The sequence below is a fragment of the Paracoccus sp. UBA5162 genome, assembly GCF_002413585.1.
Classification (GTDB): Bacteria; Pseudomonadota; Alphaproteobacteria; order Rhodobacterales; family Rhodobacteraceae; genus Paracoccus.
In genome coordinates, this window is sequence record NZ_DHXG01000002.1 from 1,411 (window position 1) to 17,533 (window position 16,123).

At 62.7% G+C, this 16,123-nt stretch carries 27 protein-coding genes and 1 pseudogene; 27 read left to right on the forward strand and 1 reads right to left on the reverse strand.

Annotated elements, in window-relative coordinates; all coding sequences use genetic code 11:
* From tuf to rpmD, 21 genes and pseudogenes are all read left to right on the forward strand, one after another.
* Nucleotides 1–411 (forward strand): annotated as a pseudogene (gene tuf / locus B4A72_RS00080) (elongation factor Tu); the annotation flags it as partial.
* A gap of 371 nt (nucleotides 412–782) precedes the next feature.
* On the forward strand, nucleotides 783–1,091 hold the full coding sequence (gene rpsJ, locus B4A72_RS00085; RefSeq protein ID WP_042247848.1) for a 30S ribosomal protein S10: 309 nt from the start codon (nucleotides 783–785) through the stop codon (nucleotides 1,089–1,091).
* 11 nt (nucleotides 1,092–1,102) lie between these two features.
* Entirely contained in the window at nucleotides 1,103–1,999 is an 897-nt protein-coding gene (rplC, locus tag B4A72_RS00090; protein WP_292958446.1) for a 50S ribosomal protein L3, read from the forward strand.
* Nucleotides 1,996–2,616 (forward strand): 50S ribosomal protein L4, encoded by a 621-nt coding sequence (rplD, locus tag B4A72_RS00095; protein ID WP_292958448.1) that lies wholly within the window; start codon nucleotides 1,996–1,998, stop codon nucleotides 2,614–2,616. The genes rplC and rplD overlap by 4 nt, the downstream gene beginning before the upstream one ends.
* On the forward strand, nucleotides 2,613–2,909 hold the full coding sequence (locus tag B4A72_RS00100) for a 50S ribosomal protein L23 (protein WP_292958450.1): 297 nt from the start codon (nucleotides 2,613–2,615) through the stop codon (nucleotides 2,907–2,909). The genes rplD and B4A72_RS00100 overlap by 4 nt, the downstream gene beginning before the upstream one ends.
* A gap of 95 nt (nucleotides 2,910–3,004) precedes the next feature.
* Nucleotides 3,005–3,844 carry a 50S ribosomal protein L2 gene (gene rplB, locus B4A72_RS00105; protein WP_292958452.1) on the forward strand — a complete coding sequence of 280 codons (840 nt, stop codon included), beginning with the start codon at nucleotides 3,005–3,007 and terminating at the stop codon, nucleotides 3,842–3,844.
* A gap of 3 nt (nucleotides 3,845–3,847) precedes the next feature.
* A complete protein-coding gene (gene rpsS, locus B4A72_RS00110; protein WP_292958454.1) occupies nucleotides 3,848–4,126 on the forward strand; it encodes a 30S ribosomal protein S19 in 279 nt (92 codons plus the stop codon).
* Between the two features lie 5 nt (nucleotides 4,127–4,131).
* A complete protein-coding gene (gene rplV / locus B4A72_RS00115) occupies nucleotides 4,132–4,512 on the forward strand; it encodes a 50S ribosomal protein L22 (protein ID WP_292958456.1) in 381 nt (126 codons plus the stop codon).
* Nucleotides 4,512–5,222: a 30S ribosomal protein S3 gene (gene rpsC / locus B4A72_RS00120; protein WP_292958458.1), complete on the forward strand. Its 711-nt coding sequence runs from the start codon at nucleotides 4,512–4,514 to the stop codon at nucleotides 5,220–5,222. The genes rplV and rpsC overlap by 1 nt, the downstream gene beginning before the upstream one ends.
* Before the next feature lie 12 nt (nucleotides 5,223–5,234).
* Nucleotides 5,235–5,648, forward strand: a complete 414-nt coding sequence (rplP, locus tag B4A72_RS00125; protein WP_292958460.1) for a 50S ribosomal protein L16 — start codon at nucleotides 5,235–5,237, stop codon at nucleotides 5,646–5,648.
* A 201-nt stretch (nucleotides 5,649–5,849) separates the two neighbouring features.
* Nucleotides 5,850–6,056 carry a 50S ribosomal protein L29 gene (gene rpmC / locus B4A72_RS00130; protein ID WP_292958462.1) on the forward strand — a complete coding sequence of 69 codons (207 nt, stop codon included), beginning with the start codon at nucleotides 5,850–5,852 and terminating at the stop codon, nucleotides 6,054–6,056.
* Between the two features lie 12 nt (nucleotides 6,057–6,068).
* Complete coding sequence (rpsQ, locus tag B4A72_RS00135) at nucleotides 6,069–6,314, forward strand: 30S ribosomal protein S17 (protein WP_292958464.1); 246 nt, start codon at nucleotides 6,069–6,071, stop codon at nucleotides 6,312–6,314.
* Between the two features lie 76 nt (nucleotides 6,315–6,390).
* Complete coding sequence (gene rplN / locus B4A72_RS00140) at nucleotides 6,391–6,759, forward strand: 50S ribosomal protein L14 (protein WP_010400243.1); 369 nt, start codon at nucleotides 6,391–6,393, stop codon at nucleotides 6,757–6,759.
* Nucleotides 6,759–7,064, forward strand: a complete 306-nt coding sequence (gene rplX, locus B4A72_RS00145; RefSeq protein ID WP_292958504.1) for a 50S ribosomal protein L24 — start codon at nucleotides 6,759–6,761, stop codon at nucleotides 7,062–7,064. The genes rplN and rplX overlap by 1 nt, the downstream gene beginning before the upstream one ends.
* Entirely contained in the window at nucleotides 7,064–7,624 is a 561-nt protein-coding gene (gene rplE / locus B4A72_RS00150; RefSeq protein ID WP_292958506.1) for a 50S ribosomal protein L5, read from the forward strand. The genes rplX and rplE overlap by 1 nt, the downstream gene beginning before the upstream one ends.
* Before the next feature lie 18 nt (nucleotides 7,625–7,642).
* A complete protein-coding gene (gene rpsN / locus B4A72_RS00155) occupies nucleotides 7,643–7,948 on the forward strand; it encodes a 30S ribosomal protein S14 (RefSeq protein WP_292958508.1) in 306 nt (101 codons plus the stop codon).
* Between the two features lie 10 nt (nucleotides 7,949–7,958).
* Nucleotides 7,959–8,357, forward strand: a complete 399-nt coding sequence (rpsH, locus tag B4A72_RS00160) for a 30S ribosomal protein S8 (RefSeq protein WP_292958662.1) — start codon at nucleotides 7,959–7,961, stop codon at nucleotides 8,355–8,357.
* 12 nt (nucleotides 8,358–8,369) lie between these two features.
* Nucleotides 8,370–8,903, forward strand: a complete 534-nt coding sequence (rplF, locus tag B4A72_RS00165; protein ID WP_292958510.1) for a 50S ribosomal protein L6 — start codon at nucleotides 8,370–8,372, stop codon at nucleotides 8,901–8,903.
* A 12-nt stretch (nucleotides 8,904–8,915) separates the two neighbouring features.
* Nucleotides 8,916–9,275, forward strand: coding sequence for a 50S ribosomal protein L18 (gene rplR, locus B4A72_RS00170; protein ID WP_292958512.1), 360 nt, complete (start codon nucleotides 8,916–8,918; stop codon nucleotides 9,273–9,275).
* A 117-nt stretch (nucleotides 9,276–9,392) separates the two neighbouring features.
* Nucleotides 9,393–9,968 (forward strand): 30S ribosomal protein S5, encoded by a 576-nt coding sequence (gene rpsE / locus B4A72_RS00175; protein ID WP_292958514.1) that lies wholly within the window; start codon nucleotides 9,393–9,395, stop codon nucleotides 9,966–9,968.
* A gap of 12 nt (nucleotides 9,969–9,980) precedes the next feature.
* Nucleotides 9,981–10,169 carry a 50S ribosomal protein L30 gene (gene rpmD, locus B4A72_RS00180; RefSeq protein ID WP_292958516.1) on the forward strand — a complete coding sequence of 63 codons (189 nt, stop codon included), beginning with the start codon at nucleotides 9,981–9,983 and terminating at the stop codon, nucleotides 10,167–10,169.
* 157 nt (nucleotides 10,170–10,326) lie between these two features.
* Here the strand turns inward: rpmD and B4A72_RS00185 are convergent, their stop codons facing one another.
* Nucleotides 10,327–11,019: a VPLPA-CTERM sorting domain-containing protein gene (locus tag B4A72_RS00185; RefSeq protein WP_292958518.1), complete on the reverse strand. Its 693-nt coding sequence runs from the start codon at nucleotides 11,017–11,019 to the stop codon at nucleotides 10,327–10,329.
* A gap of 537 nt (nucleotides 11,020–11,556) precedes the next feature.
* On the opposite strand from B4A72_RS00185, the gene rplO reads away from it, so the two are divergent.
* From rplO to B4A72_RS00215, 6 genes are all read left to right on the forward strand, one after another.
* Nucleotides 11,557–12,033, forward strand: a complete 477-nt coding sequence (gene rplO / locus B4A72_RS00190; RefSeq protein WP_292958520.1) for a 50S ribosomal protein L15 — start codon at nucleotides 11,557–11,559, stop codon at nucleotides 12,031–12,033.
* 109 nt (nucleotides 12,034–12,142) lie between these two features.
* A complete protein-coding gene (secY, locus tag B4A72_RS00195) occupies nucleotides 12,143–13,513 on the forward strand; it encodes a preprotein translocase subunit SecY (RefSeq protein ID WP_292958522.1) in 1,371 nt (456 codons plus the stop codon).
* A 40-nt stretch (nucleotides 13,514–13,553) separates the two neighbouring features.
* Entirely contained in the window at nucleotides 13,554–14,201 is a 648-nt protein-coding gene (locus B4A72_RS00200; protein ID WP_292958524.1) for an adenylate kinase, read from the forward strand.
* A 213-nt stretch (nucleotides 14,202–14,414) separates the two neighbouring features.
* Nucleotides 14,415–14,783 carry a 30S ribosomal protein S13 gene (gene rpsM, locus B4A72_RS00205; protein ID WP_292958526.1) on the forward strand — a complete coding sequence of 123 codons (369 nt, stop codon included), beginning with the start codon at nucleotides 14,415–14,417 and terminating at the stop codon, nucleotides 14,781–14,783.
* Nucleotides 14,784–14,794: 11 nt separating this feature from the next.
* Nucleotides 14,795–15,184: a 30S ribosomal protein S11 gene (gene rpsK / locus B4A72_RS00210; RefSeq protein WP_090616034.1), complete on the forward strand. Its 390-nt coding sequence runs from the start codon at nucleotides 14,795–14,797 to the stop codon at nucleotides 15,182–15,184.
* 117 nt (nucleotides 15,185–15,301) lie between these two features.
* Nucleotides 15,302–16,123, forward strand: an 822-nt coding sequence (locus B4A72_RS00215) for a DNA-directed RNA polymerase subunit alpha (RefSeq protein ID WP_292977926.1), incomplete at its 3' end; no start/stop codon positions are given.

Here is a 16,123-nt window from a genome sequence, read left to right on the forward strand (position 1 = left end):
GTCGAGATGTTCCGCAAGCTGCTGGACCGGGGCGAGGCGGGCGACAATATCGGCGCGCTGCTGCGCGGCATCGACCGTGACGGGGTCGAGCGCGGCCAGGTTCTGTGCAAGCCGGGTTCGGTCAAGCCGCATACCCGGTTCGAGGCCGAGGCCTATATCCTGACCAAGGAAGAGGGCGGCCGGCACACGCCGTTCTTCGCCAATTACCGGCCGCAATTCTATTTCCGCACGACGGATGTGACGGGCACGGTGAAGCTGCCCGAGGGCACCGAGATGGTGATGCCGGGCGACAACCTGAAGTTCGAGGTCGAGCTGATCGCGCCGATCGCGATGGAGGAAAAGCTGCGCTTCGCGATCCGCGAAGGCGGCCGCACCGTCGGCGCCGGCGTGGTCTCCAAGATCATCGAGTGATCGCGCAACTGCGCGCCCGCGCAGCAAGCCAACATGAAAGGCCCGCCCCGGAAAGGGCGGGCCTTTTGCGATACAGACGATGCCGGGAATGGCGCGGCGCATGGTCGCGCCCCGACGGCCGGAAGGCGAGGTTTCGGCGACTTTCGACATGGGCGCCGCATTGTCCGGGGCAATGCCTTGTCGAGGGTTGACGGCGTCGCCGGTTTTCCGCATAAGCGCGCCATCGCAACCGATGCATCAAGAATCGCTTGCCGTGGCCAGGGCCGTCCGCTAAGGGGGCGGCCTTGCAGTTTTTCATACGGTCCGACGCTGGCCCCGCGTGGTGCGTGGTCAGCCTCTCGACTGAAACCCTCAGAGACCGAGGGATGACGATGCAAAGTCAGAATATCCGAATTCGGCTGAAGGCGTTCGATTACCGCGTGCTGGATGCCAGCACCCAGGAAATCGTCAACACCGCCAAGCGCACGGGCGCGACCGTCCGCGGCCCGATCCCGCTGCCGAACAAGATCGAGAAATTCACCGTCCTGCGTGGCCCGCATATCGACAAGAAGTCGCGCGACCAGTGGGAGATCCGCACCCACAAGCGCCTGCTGGACATCGTTGACCCGACGCCGCAGACGGTTGACGCGCTGATGAAGCTCGACCTCGCCGCCGGCGTGGATGTCGAGATCAAGGTGTAAGGAGGTAACCCATGCTGCGTACTGGTGTTATCGCCAAGAAACTGGGCATGACGCGCCTGTTCCTCGAGGATGGTCGTCAGGTTCCCGTCACCGTCCTGCAACTGGACAGCCTTCAGGTCGTCGATCAGCGCACCGTCGAGCGTGACGGCTATGCCGCCGTGCAACTGGGCGCCGGTGTGGCCAAGGCCAAGCGCACGACCGCCGCGATGCGCGGTCATTTCGCCAAGGCCTCGGTCGCGCCCAAGCGCAAGATCGCGGAATTCCGCGTGGCCGAAGAAAACCTGATCAATGTGGGCGAAGAGATCACGGCCGACCATTACTTTGCCGGCCAGTTCGTGGACATCGCCGGAACCTCGATCGGCAAGGGCTTTGCCGGTGCCATGAAGCGGCACAATTTCGGCGGTCTGCGCGCCAGCCACGGTGTGTCGATCAGCCACCGCTCGCACGGCTCGACCGGCCAGTGCCAGGATCCGGGCAAGGTGTTCAAGGGCAAGAAGATGGCGGGCCACCTGGGCGCAGTGCGCGTCACGACCCAGAACCTGCAGGTCGTGCGCACCGATTCCGATCGCGGTCTGATCATGGTCAAGGGCTCGGTTCCCGGCTCGAAGGGTGGTTGGGTCACGATCAAGGACGCGGTCAAGAAGGCGCTGCCTGACAACGTGATCTATCCCGCCGCGCTGAAATCGGCCGCCGAGGCTGCTCATCGCGCCGCCGAGGAAGCCGCCGCCGCCGCCGCCGCCGAGGAAGAGGCCGCCCGCGAGGCTGCCGCTGCCGAAGCCGCCGCCGCAGAAGAGGCCGCGCTGAAGGAAGCCGAGGCGCAGATCGACGCCGACAAGGCCGCAGCCGATCCCAATGCCGACCAGTCCGCTGGTTCGGCCGACGGCGCGCCCGAAGGAGACAAGGAATGAAACTCGATGTGATCAAGCTGGACTCTGGCAGGGCCGGGTCCATCGAGCTGGCCGACGAGGTCTTCGGGCTGGAGCCGCGCGGCGACATCCTGCAGCGCGTTGTCCGCTGGCAGCGCGCCAAGGCGCAGGCCGGCACGCATTCGGTGCTGGGCAAGTCGGATGTCAGCTATTCGACCAAGAAGATCTATCGCCAGAAGGGCACCGGCGGTGCGCGCCACGGGTCCAAGAAGGCGCCGATCTTCCGTCACGGCGGCACCTACAAGGGTCCGACCCCGCGTAGCCACGCCTTTGATCTGCCCAAGAAGGTGCGCGCGCTTGGCCTGAAACATGCCCTGTCCGCCAAGGCCACCGCCGGCGAACTGGTGATCGTCGAGGATCTGAACCTCGACGACGCCAAGACCTCGGCCGTTGCCAAGGCCGTCCGGGAAAACGGCTGGAAGCGGGTGCTGGTCATCGACGGTTCGGACGTGAACGAGGGCTTTGCCCGCGCCGCGCGCAACCTCGATGGCGTGGACGTCCTGCCCTCGATCGGCGCGAATGTCTATGACATCCTCAAGCGTGACACGCTGGTGATCACGAAGGCGGGTGTCGAAGCTCTGGAGGCTCGTCTGAAATGAGCGCGAAAGCAGAACATTACGATGTGATCGTGAAACCGGTCATCACCGAAAAGGCCACGATGACCTCGGAGAACAACGGCGTTGTCTTCCAGGTCGCCAAGGATGCCAGCAAGCCGCAGATCAAGGACGCGATCGAGGCCCTGTTCGGCGTCAAGGTGAAGGCGGTCAACACCACCATCACCAAGGGCAAGCAGAAACGCTTTCGCGGCCAGCTTGGTCGCCGCAGCGACGTGAAAAAGGCCTATGTGACCCTGGAAGAGGGCAACTCGATCGACGTCTCGACCGGACTTTGATCGACGGCCGCGATTGCGCGGCCCCGGACCAGCCGGGGCCGCAATCGTTTGACTGAAACGGACCAGATCGGTCCAGAGCAACGGAAGACAGAAAGATGGCATTGAAGTCGTACAAACCGACGACGCCTGGCCAGCGCGGGCTGGTTCTGATCGACCGTTCGGAGCTTTGGAAAGGTCGCCCCGTCAAATCCCTCACCGAGGGTCTGACGAAGAAGGGCGGTCGGAACAACACCGGACGGATCACCATGCGCCGCAAGGGCGGCGGGGCGAAACGCCTGTATCGCATCGTCGATTTCAAGCGCAACAAGGTCGATGTGACGGGCATTGTCGAGCGGATCGAATACGATCCCAACCGCACCGCCTTCATCGCGCTGATCAGCTATGAAGACGGCGAGCGGGCCTATATCCTGGCGCCGCAGCGTCTGGCCATGGGCGACAAGATCGTCGCCGGCACCAAGGTCGATGTGAAGCCGGGCAATGCCATGCCCTTCAGCGGCATGCCCATCGGCACGATCGTCCACAACGTCGAACTGAAGCCCGGCAAGGGTGGCCAGATCGCGCGTTCGGCGGGCACCTATGCCCAATTCGTCGGTCGCGATGGCGGCTATGCCCAGATCCGCCTGTCCTCGGGCGAATTGCGGATGGTGCGCCAGGAATGCATGGCCACCATCGGCGCGGTGTCGAATGCCGATCATTCGAACCAGAACCTGGGCAAGGCCGGTCGCAACCGCCACAAGGGCATCCGTCCTTCGGTTCGCGGTGTCGCCATGAACCCGATCGACCACCCGCATGGTGGTGGTGAGGGCCGCACCTCGGGCGGCCGCACGCCGGTCACGCCCTGGGGCAAGGATACCAAGGGCAAGAAGACCCGCTCGAACAAGGCGACCGACAAGTACATCTTGCGTTCGCGTCACGCGAAGAAGAAGGGGCGTTAAGCTATGGCACGTTCTGTTTGGAAGGGCCCCTTTGTTGATGCCTATGTGCTCAAGAAAGCGGAAAAAGCCCGCGAATCCGGAAAATCCGACGTCATCAGGATCTGGTCGCGCCGCTCGACCATCCTGCCGCAATTCGTGGGTCTGACCTTCGGCGTCTATAACGGGCATAAGCATATCCCCGTGAATGTCTCCGAAGAGATGATCGGCCAGAAATTCGGTGAATACTCGCCCACCCGGACCTATTACGGTCACGCGGCGGACAAGAAAGCCAAGAGGAAGTAATCGTCATGGGTAAGGAAACAAATCCGCGCCGCGTGGCGGAGAACGAGGCTTTCGCGAAGACCAAGATGCTTCGCACCTCGCCGCAGAAGCTGAATCTGGTGGCTCAGCTGATCCGCGGCAAGAAGGTGGATCGCGCCCTGGCCGATCTGACCTTCTCGCACAAGCGCATCGCCGGCGACGTGAAGAAATGCCTGCAATCGGCCATCGCGAATGCCGAGAACAACCACGGCCTCGACGTCGACAACCTGGTCGTTGCCGAAGCCTGGGTCGGCAAGAATCTGGTGATGAAGCGTGGGCGTCCGCGGGCGCGCGGCCGCTACGGCAAGATCATGAAGCCGTTTTCGGAAATCACCATCAAGGTGCGCCAAGTCGAGGAGCAAGCGTAATGGGTCAGAAAGTCAACCCTATCGGGATGCGCCTCCAGGTCAACCGCACCTGGGACAGCCGCTGGTATGCCGATGACAAGGAATATGGGGATCTTCTGCTGGAAGACCTGAAGATCAGGGACTTCATCAAGAAAGAGGCCAAGCAGGCCGGCATCAGCCGCGTCATCATCGAGCGTCCGCACAAGAAGTGTCGCGTGACCATCCATGCCGCGCGTCCGGGCGTGATCATCGGCAAGAAGGGCGCCGATATCGAGGTGCTGCGCAAGAAACTTGCGAATTTCACCAAGAGCGACGTGAACCTGAACATCGTCGAGGTCCGCAAGCCCGAAGTCGATGCGGCGCTGGTCGCCGAGTCGATCGCGCAACAGCTTGAACGCCGGGTGTCTTTCCGCCGTGCGATGAAACGCTCGGTTCAGAACGCGATGCGCATGGGTGCCCTGGGCATCCGGGTGAACGTCGCCGGCCGCCTGGGTGGCGCCGAGATCGCGCGGACCGAATGGTATCGCGAGGGTCGCGTGCCGCTGCACACGCTGCGCGCCGACATCGATTATGCGCTGGCCGAGGCGATGACCCCCTACGGGATCATCGGCGTGAAGGTCTGGATCTTCAAGGGCGAGATCATGGAGCATGACCCGCAGGCTCGCGACCGCAAGGCCGCCGAGGCGCAGGAAGGTCCGGCTCCGCGTGGTCCGCGCCGCGACGCCCGCTAAGGAGACGAAACAATGCTGCAACCGAAACGGACGAAGTTCCGCAAACAGCACAAGGGCCGGATCCACGGCAACGCCAAGGGCGGGTTCGATCTGAACTTTGGCTCTTTCGCGCTGAAAGCGGTCGAGCCCGAGCGCGTGACCGCCCGGCAGATCGAGGCGGCCCGCCGTGCGATCACCCGCCACATGAAGCGTCAGGGCCGGGTCTGGATCCGGATCTTCCCGGACGTGCCGGTCTCGTCGAAACCGACCGAAGTGCGGATGGGCAAGGGGAAGGGCTCAGTCGATTTCTGGGCCGCCCGCGTCCATCCGGGCCGGATCATGTTCGAGATCGACGGCGTGAGCGACACCATCGCCCGCGAAGCCTTGCGTCTGGGCGCGATGAAACTGCCGGTCCTGACCCGCATCGTCGCGCGCGAGGACTGGTAGGGCGCGCGCGCCGAGGCGCGTCTGATACCAATACGCCCCGCCGGAAACGGCGGGGTTTGCCATTTGCCGGAAAAAGCCGGCAAGGGGTTGCATGAACCGGGCTCTGGCTGTATGGGCAGGCCTTCATCACGAAACTCCACCGGAATCAGGGTGGCCCGGCCAATCCGGGGCTCTCCGGTGATGTGGGAAAGGACGACGCGCATGGACGCGCAGGAACTGAAATCGAAGACGCCCGACCAGCTGAAGGATCAGCTTGTTGCGCTGAAGAAAGAGGCCTTCAACCTGCGCTTCCAGCAGGCCACAGGCCAGCTTGAAAATACCGCCCGGATGCGCGCTGTGCGCCGCGACGTGGCGCGTGTGAAAACCATACTGAACCAGAAAGCGGCCGACGCCGCTGCCTCGAACTAAGGAGCCCGGCCCATGCCCAAACGCATCCTGCAAGGCAAGGTCGTCTCGGACAAGAACGAGCAGACCGTCACCGTCCTGGTCGAGCGCCGCTTCAAGCATCCGCTGCTGCACAAGACCGTGCGGATGTCGAAGAAGTTCCGCGCCCATGACGCGGAGAACCGGTTCAAGGTCGGCGACACCGTTCGCATCGCCGAATGCGCGCCGATCTCGAAGACCAAACGCTGGACTGTCCTGACGGACGAAGCCGTCTCGGCTTAAGTCCTTCATCACAGATCAGAAATGATCGAAACCCTGGGGCCGGAAGGGCCGGTCCCCAAAGGTCGGGAGTAAACCTATGATCCAGATGCAGACCAATCTGGATGTCGCTGACAATTCCGGCGCACGCCGGGTGCAGTGCATCAAGGTCCTGGGTGGCTCGCATCGTCGCTATGCGTCGGTGGGCGACATCATCGTCGTCTCCGTCAAGGAAGCCATTCCGCGGGGCCGCGTCAAGAAGGGCGATGTCCGCAAGGCCGTCGTCGTTCGGACCGCCAAGGAAGTGAAGCGCGAGGACGGAACCTCGATCCGCTTCGACCGCAACGCCGCCGTTATCCTGAACAACCAGGGCGAGCCGGTCGGCACCCGGATCTTCGGACCGGTCGTGCGTGAACTGCGCGCCAAGAACTTCATGAAGATCATCTCGCTCGCGCCGGAGGTGCTGTGATGGCTGCCAAGCTGAAGAAGGGCGACAAGGTCGTCGTGCTGGCCGGCAAGGACAAGGGCAAGCAGGGCGAAATCACGTCCGTCATGCCCAAGGACAACAAGGCCATCGTGGACGGCGTCAACATCGCGATCCGCCACACCCGCCAGTCGCAGAACAGCCAGGGCGGCCGCGTGCCCAAGGCCATGCCGATCGACCTGTCGAACCTGGCACTGATGGACAAGAACGGCAAAGCGACCCGCGTCGGCTTCCGCGAGGAAGATGGCAAGAAGGTCCGTTTCGCCAAGACCACGGGAGACGTGATCTGATGCTGGACGCAACCAAATACCAGCCGCGCCTGAAGACGCAGTTCCGCGAGACGATCAAGCCCGCGCTGAAGGAAGAATTCGGCTACAAGAACGACATGCAGATCCCGCGTCTGGACAAGATCGTCCTGAACATGGGTATCGGCGAGGCCGTGAAGGACACCAAGAAGGTCAAGCAGGGCGCCGAAGAGCTGTCGCTGATCGCCGGTCAGAAAGCCGTCATCACCAAGGCCAAGAACTCGATCGCCGGTTTCCGCGTCCGCGAAGAGATGCCGCTGGGTGCCAAGGTCACGCTGCGCGGCGACAGGATGTATGAATTCCTGGACCGCCTGATCAACATCGCGCTGCCCCGCGTCCGCGACTTTCGCGGCGTCAAGGGCACCTCTTTCGACGGTCGTGGCAATTACGCCATGGGCCTGAAAGAGCACATCGTGTTTCCGGAAATCAACTTCGACAAGGTCGACGAAGTTCTGGGGATGGACATCATCATCTGCACCACCGCGACGACCGACGCGGAAGCGAAGTCGCTGTTGAAGCATTTCAACATGCCGTTCAACAGCTGATCGCGGAGGGAAAGAGATATGGCAAAGAAATCGATGGTCGAGCGCGAGAAGAAGCGCGAGCGCATGGTGGCGAAATACGCCCAGAAGCGCGCGGCCCTGAAAGAGGTCATCAACGACCAGTCCCGCCCGATGGAAGAGCGGTTCAAGGCTTCGCTGAAGCTGGCCGACCTGCCGCGCAATTCCTCGGCCACGCGGCTGCACAACCGGTGCCAACTGACCGGGCGTCCGCACGCGTATTACCGCAAACTGAAACTGTCGCGGATCATGCTGCGCGAGCTTGGCTCGCAAGGTCAGATCCCCGGTCTGGTCAAATCGAGCTGGTAAGGGGGCGAAAATGAACATGAACGATCCTCTCGGCGATATGCTGACCCGCATCCGCAACGCTCAGATGCGTGGCAAATCGACCGTTCGCACCCCGGCCTCCAAGCTTCGGGCCTGGGTTCTGGACGTGCTGAAGGCGGAAGGCTACATCCGCGGTTATGAAGAAGTGACGACCGATGAAGGCCATAACGAGCTGGAAATCGGCCTGAAATACCACGACGGCACCCCGGTGATCCGGGAATTGTCGCGCGTGTCGAAACCGGGCCGCCGCGTCTATGCCGGCGCCCGGGAAATCCCGCAGGTCCGCCAGGGCCTGGGCGTTTCGATCGTGTCGACCCCCAAGGGTGTCATGTCGGATGCAGCGGCTCGCAACGCCAATGTCGGCGGCGAAGTTCTCTGCACCGTATTCTGAGGAGGGCAGCAGATGTCTCGGATTGGTAAGAAGCCGGTCGAACTGCCCAAGGGCGTGACGGCCGAAGTGAAGGGTCAGACGATCGAGGTGAAGGGCCCGAAAGGCGCCCGCAGTTTCACCGCGACCGATGACGTCGATCTGGTCCTGGAAGACGGCGCCGTCGCGGTCAAGCCGCGCGGCTCGTCGAAGCGCGCGCGCCAGCAATGGGGAATGACCCGTTCGATGGTCGAGAACCTGACGGTCGGCGTGTCGGACGGCTTCAAGAAGGAACTGGAGATTCAGGGCGTGGGCTACCGGGCGCAGATGCAGGGCAAGACCCTGAAATTGTCCCTGGGCTATAGCCACGAGGTGAATTTCGAGACCCCGGACGGCGTCACGATCACCGCGCCGAAGCAGACCGAAATCGTAGTGGAAGGCATTGACCAGCAGCTGGTCGGCCAGGTCGCGGCCAATATCCGCGAGTGGCGCCAGCCCGAGCCCTACAAGGGCAAGGGCATTCGCTACAAGGGCGAATATGTCTTCCGCAAGGAAGGCAAGAAGAAGTAAGGGGCGCATGAAATGGCACTGAAAAAGCAACAGCTGTTCCAGAAGCGCCGCCTGCGCGTGCGGAACAAATTGCGGGCCGAAAACAGCGGTCGGCCGCGCCTGTCGGTCCACCGTTCCTCCAAGAACATCTCTGTTCAGGTCATCGACGACCTGAAGGGCGTGACTTTGGCTTCGGCCAGCACGCTGGAGAAGGATTTCGGCCTGGTCGGAAAGAACAACGTCGAGGCCGCCGCCAAGATCGGCACGGCCATCGCCGAACGCGCGAAGAAAGCCGGTGTCGAGGAAGTCGTGTTCGACCGTGGCGGCTTCATCTTCCACGGCAGGGTGAAGGCTCTGGCCGATGCCGCCCGCGAGGGCGGCCTGAAGTTCTGATCGCTGCGGGTGGCGCTGTCCGAAAGGGCCGCGCCACCCCGATGATCCGGGGGCGTTTCCTGCCCACCTGGATCGGTTTCAACGGCGCGGATCGCGCCCGATATGAAGGAATGCCTGATGGCAGAACGTGACAATCGCCGGGGCGGCCGCCAGCCTCGCGAAGAGAACCCGGAATTCGCCGATCGCCTGGTCGCGATCAACCGGGTGTCGAAGACCGTCAAGGGCGGCAAGCGCTTTGGCTTTGCGGCCCTGGTCGTCGTCGGCGACCAGCGCGGCCGTGTCGGTTTCGGCAAGGGCAAGGCCAAGGAGGTTCCCGAGGCGATCCGCAAGGCGACCGAACAGGCCAAGCGCAACATGATGCGTGTGCCGCTGCGGGACGGCCGCACCCTGCACCACGATATCGAGGGACGCCATGGCGCCGGCCGCGTGGTGATGCGGACCGCCGTTCCGGGCACCGGGATCATCGCCGGCGGTCCGATGCGCGCCGTTTTCGAGATGCTGGGTGTTCAGGACGTCGTGGCGAAATCGCTGGGCTCGCAGAACCCCTACAACATGATCCGCGCCACGCTGGACGGCCTGAGGAAAGAGGCCAGTCCCCGGTCGGTCGCACAGCGTCGTGGCAAGAAGGTGGCCGACATCCTGGCCTCGAACGACAAGCCGGCCGAGGCGCAAGCCGAAGCCGTCGGAGCGTAAGGAGCGAGAATTATGGCCAAGACCATCGTCGTCAAGCAGATCGGCAGCCCGATCCGCCGCCCCGCCATCCAGCGCGAAACGCTGAAAGGCTTGGGCCTGAACAAGATGAACCGCACTCGCGAGCTGGAGGATACACCCTCGATCCGCGGCATGGTCGCCAAGATCCCGCATCTGGTGACGATCATCGAGGAACGCGGCTGATCCGGGCAGACCGGCAGTGAAATCAGGGACGCCCCGGATCGGTATCCGGGGCGTTCTTGTCTGTTGATACGGGGTCCTTTCAACTGGTAACGCGAATCAATTCCGCCCCGGCTATGACTGACCGGGGTGTGTCCTGATTCAGCCCTGGCAAGCGGGCTCAGGCGGCCTTGCGGCGGAACATCGCGAGGCCGCCGGCCGCGCCGAACAACAGCAGGCCGGAAGCCGGCAGCGGCACCGGCGACAGGGCCTGCTGGTCGATATAATCGCCGCTGACATTGATCGAATAGCGCCGTGTGCCCGCGTGATCCTCGCGGAGAACCTGAAGATAGTTCATGCCGGCGTCGATGGGGCCCAGTTCCAGGGCCAGCGTCTTCATGTTCCTGTTCTTGCCGGGAGAGGTCAGGCCACCCAGGAATTTTCCGTTCAGCCAGACATAGGCGCCATTATTGACCGAGATCGAGGCCATGGCATTGGCAATGCCGCCGAGGCCCGCGTCCAGCGTATAGATGATCGCGGTTTCGGTATTCTTGCGCCAATGCTTGCGGATGCTGACCGGGTTTCTCGTCCAGGTGCCACCGGGATTCAACGGGTCGGTCAGCCAATTGCCAAGCGTTGCCTGCGCAGAGGACAAATCCGGCTCAGACGTGACCGTGAAATCGCTGGCGGGCCGTTTGCCCGGCCTGGGAAACATGAAGCTGCCCGCGTAGGGATTGGTGCCATCCAGCGCACGCCCGATGCTGTTATTGTAGTAGGCCGTGTTCGAATTGTCGATCAGGGTGGCGGCCTGGATCGTGGCGGCAAAGGTCGTCGAGGCGGCGAACACCGCCGCAATCAATCCGGAAAACTTCATAAAATCCTCGATTCATTCTGTCGAAGTTACTCGTGAATGCGTGTTGTTTGGCGCGAATTATCTGTCCCGTCAATTGTCTTTTTGATAATTTTGTTTTTTGTCGCAGGGACTTGCATGTCAAAGAATACATCCAGAAGAAGTAGTGCATCGGCGGAAATTCACGCGTCAGTTGAAGTCTGATGGCTTTGGTATCGTGGCGCGGTGCGGGGCTTGCGTGCGCCCTCTGGCGGCTCGGGCGTGGCCATCGTCAGCGGTTCGGGCGGGCATTCGGCGGCATCGGCGGGCTGGACGAAAAGCGCGATCGCGGTTGGGGGTCCGAGATGCGCATGCATGGCCGAGACCGGATGAATGGAAATTGATCCGAATGGCGGGGGATGTCGCGCGATCAAAACACAAGCGGTTGCGCCAGCGACTTGACCGCGGCCTGTAGCTTCTGTATCAGCCCGCGGTGCACAAGAGCACATTGATTCACCAGCCAAGACATGCCGTGGCCGTCCTGTTTCGCTTCGGGGATGAGTCCGGCGAAGGAGAAGCGACATGAAACTGCACGAAATTCGCGACAATGACGGCGCGAACCGCAAGAAGAAGCGCGTTGCGCGCGGGCCCGGCTCTGGCAAGGGCAAGACCGCCGGCCGCGGTATCAAGGGCCAGAAATCGCGCTCGGGCGTGGCCCTGAACGGATACGAGGGCGGCCAGATGCCGCTGTATCGCCGGTTGCCCAAGCGTGGCTTTACCAAGCCGAATGCCAAGAGCTTCGCGGTCATCAATCTGGGCCAGCTTCAGGGCTTTGTCGATGCGGGCAAGCTGGACACGAAGGCCGAGGTGACCGAGGAGTCGCTGGTCGCCTCCGGCATCGTGCGCCGAAAGCTGGACGGCGTCCGCCTGCTGGCCAAGGGCGAACTGAAGGCGGCGCTGAACATCACCGTCACCGGCGCGTCGAAAGCGGCCGTCGAGGCGGTCGAGAAGGCGGGCGGCAAGGTGACCTTGCCGGCGGCCCCGGCGGCTGCGGAATAAGCTGTTGAACGGGGCCCGCGCGGCCCATAGATAGCAATCAGCATTTCCTGGCGCCGCCGGTCCCCGGAAACGGGTCGGCGGCGCTGTCATGAGACGGGACGGAAAACACATGGCGTCAGCCGCAGAACAGATGGCCGCGAACCTCTCCTGGGGGGCACTGGGCAAGGCCACCGAACTTCGCCAGCGCATCTGGTTCACGATCGGCCTGCTGATCATCTATCGTCTGGGCACCTATATTCCGGTTCCGGGCATTGACGGCTCGGCCCTGCGCAATTTCATGGAACAGGCGCAATCGGGTATCGGCGGCATCCTGTCGATGTTCACCGGCGGCGCGCTTGGGCGGATGGGCGTCTTTGCGCTTGGGATCATGCCCTACATCTCGGCCTCGATCATCGTGCAGCTTCTTGCATCGATGGTGCCCTCGCTGGAACAGTTGAAGAAAGAGGGCGAGCAGGGGCGCAAGAAGATCAATCAGTATACCCGCTATGGCACCGTGCTTCTGGCGCTGTTCCAGGCCTTCGGACTTGCGAAAAGCCTTGAGGCCGGCGGTCTGGCGCACGAGCCGGGAATCTTCTTTCAGGCTTCGGTCGTGATCACGCTGGTCGGCGGCACGATGTTCCTGATGTGGCTGGGCGAACAGATCACCGCACGCGGTATCGGCAACGGAATTTCGCTGATCATCTTCGTGGGCATCGTCGCCGAGATTCCCGCCGCCTTGGCACGTTTCTTCGAACAGGGCCGTACCGGGGCGATCTCGACCCCGGTCATCCTGGGCGTCATCGTGATGGTCGTCGCCGTGGTTGCGTTCGTCGTCTTCATGGAACGCGCCTTGCGCAAGATCCGCATCCAGTATCCGCGCCGTCAGGTGGGGATGAAGGTCTATGACGGGCAATCCTCGCACCTGCCGATCAAGGTCAACCCCGCCGGCGTCATCCCGGCCATCTTCGCCAGTTCGCTGCTGCTGCTGCCGGTCACGATCTCGACCTTCTCGGGCAACCAGACCGGGCCGGTCATGTCCACGATCCTGGCCTATTTCGGACCGGGTCAGCCGCTTTACCTGATCTTCTTCGCGGCGATGATCGTCTTCTTTACCTACTTCTATACCCAGAACGTCAGCTTCAAATCCGACGACGTGGCGGACAACCTTAAAAATCAGGGCGGCTTCATTCCCGGCATCCGCCCCGGCAAGCGGACCGAGGAATATCTGGATTACGTGGTCAATCGCGTGCTGGTGCTCGGCTCGGCCTATCTGGCTGGCGTGGGCCTGCTGCCCGAGATCATCCGTGCGCAATGGTCCGTGCCGTTCTATTTCGGCGGCACCTCGGTGCTGATCGTGGTTTCTGTCACGATGGACACGATCAACCAGATCCAGAGCCATCTGCTGGCCCACCAATATGAAGGCCTGATTGAGAAATCCCAACTGCGTGGTAAACGCAAGCCGGGGACGGCGAAGCCGCGGCGCACGCCGTCGCGTCGCTGAGACTGACTGACAAACAGCCAGCCGAGGGGGACGGGCTTTCATGACGACGAACATCATTCTTCTGGGGCCGCCCGGCGCCGGCAAGGGCACGCAGGCGCGGCGGCTGGTCGAGGGGCGGGGCATGATACAGTTGTCCACCGGCGACATGCTGCGCGAGGCCCGGACCTCGGGCACCGGGATGGGGCAGCGCGTGGCCGAGGTCATGGATCGTGGCGAACTGGTCACCGACGAAATCGTGATCGGCCTGATCCGCGAGAAGCTGTCCGAGGCCGGAACCGGCTTCATCTTCGACGGTTTTCCCCGGACATTGGCGCAGGCAGATGCTTTGGGCGATCTGCTGGAAGAAACCGGCATGACGCTGGACAGCGTGATCGAGATGCGCGTTGATGACGAGGCGCTGGTGCGCCGGATCACCGGCCGGTTTACCTGCGGCAATTGTGGCGAGGTCTATCACGACGACACCAAGCCGACGAAAGAGCCTGGAATCTGCGATGTCTGCGGATCGACCGATCTCAAGCGCCGGGCCGACGACAACGAGGAAAGCCTGAAGACCCGGCTTCTGGAATATTACAAGAAGACCTCGCCGCTGATCGGCTATTATTACGCGAAGGGCAAGCTGACCCCCGTCGACGGCCTGGCCGATATCGATGAGGTTTCGCGCCAGATCGCAGCCGCTTTCGACGTCTGAGATCGAGCCGGGCGGGATGATCCGCCCGTGTCAAGGCTTTTCCTTGGCCTGCCCTTGACGGGGCGGGCAACTGCCTTTAGATCACGGCATCTCGCAAGAGAATCACCCGGCAACCGGGTGGACCATAGACCGGCCCGAAGGCTTGGCTTTCGGGCCTTGTGTTGTGAAAAAAGGTTCCGGCGCTACGGAATCGCAACTGGAAAAGGAAAACGCGTGGCTCGTATCGCTGGCGTCAACATTCCGACGGGGAAGCGTGTCCCCATCGCCCTGACCTATATCCATGGCATCGGCCCGATGTATGCCGAACAGATCTGCGAAGCCGTCGGCATCGACCGTGCGCGCCGCGTCAACGATCTTTCTGATGCCGAAGTTCTGCAAATCCGCGAATATATCGACGGCAACCTGACGGTCGAGGGCGATCTGCGCCGCGAGGTGCAGATGAACGTCAAGCGCATGATGGACCTGGGGTCGTATCGCGGTCTGCGTCACCGCCGCGGGCTGCCGGTCCGTGGCCAGCGCACCCATACCAATGCCCGCACCCGCAAGGGCCCGGCGAAGCCGATCGCCGGCAAGAAGAAGTAGGGGGACGGACAATGGCACGTGACAAGACCCGCATGAAGCGCAAGGAGCGCAAGAACATCGCCACCGGCGTGGCGCATGTGAACTCCAGCTTCAACAATACCAAGATCCTGATCTCGGATGTCCAGGGCAACGCGATCGCGTGGTCTTCGGCCGGCACGATGGGCTTCAAGGGGTCGCGCAAATCAACGCCCTACGCTGCCCAGATGGCTGCCGAGGATGCTGGCCGCAAGGCGCAGGAACACGGCGTGAAGACGCTGGAGGTCGAGGTTCAGGGACCCGGTTCGGGACGTGAATCGGCCCTGCGCGCGCTGGCTGCCGTAGGCTTCAATATCACCGCTATCCGCGACGTGACGCCAATCGCCCATAACGGTTGCCGCCCGCCCAAGCGTCGCCGCGTCTGATCCTGGATCATTAACAAGCCGGACCGCGTGTCGATTGCGCGGTCCGGACATTTCGCATTTCACCTCGGGCGTTTCCGGCCTTGGTCATGGGACGGAAACAAGAATGGAGGCACATCCATGATCCACAAGAATTGGGCCGAACTTATCAAGCCGACACAGCTTGTCGTCAGGCCGGGCGCCGATGCGACCCGGACAGCGACGCTGGTCGCCGAACCGCTGGAGCGGGGCTTCGGCCTGACGCTGGGCAACGCGCTGCGCCGGGTTCTGCTGTCCTCGCTGCAGGGCGGCGCGATCACCTCGGTTCAGATCGACAATGTGCTGCATGAATTCAGCAGCGTGGCGGGCGTCCGTGAGGACGTGACCGACATCGTGCTGAATCTCAAGGGCGTGACGTTGAAGATGGATGTCGAGGGGCCCAAGCGACTGACCCTGGCCGCCAAGGGTCCGGGCGAGGTCAAGGCCGGCGACATTCAGGAAACGGCCGGCATTACCGTCCTGAACCGCGACCATGTGATTTGTCACCTGGATGACGGCGCGGATCTGAACGTGGAACTGACCGTAGCCACCGGCAAGGGGTATGTCGCTGCAGACAAGAACCGACCCGAAGACGCGCCCATCGGCCTGATCCCGATCGACGCCATCTTCTCGCCGGTCAAGCGGGTCAGCTACGAAGTCACGCCCACCCGCGAGGGTCAGGTGCTGGACTATGACAAGCTGACCATGAAGATCGAGACCGACGGCTCGCTGACCCCGGAAGACGCCGTGGCCTATGCCGCGCGCATCGTTCAGGATCAATTGTCGGTCTTTGTCAATTTCGACGAACCGGAATCGGCCAACCGCCAGGACAACGACGACGGCCTGGAATTCGATCCGCGCCTGCTGAAGAAGGTGGACGAGTTGGAATTGTCGGTGCGCTCGGCCAACTGCCTGAAGAACGAC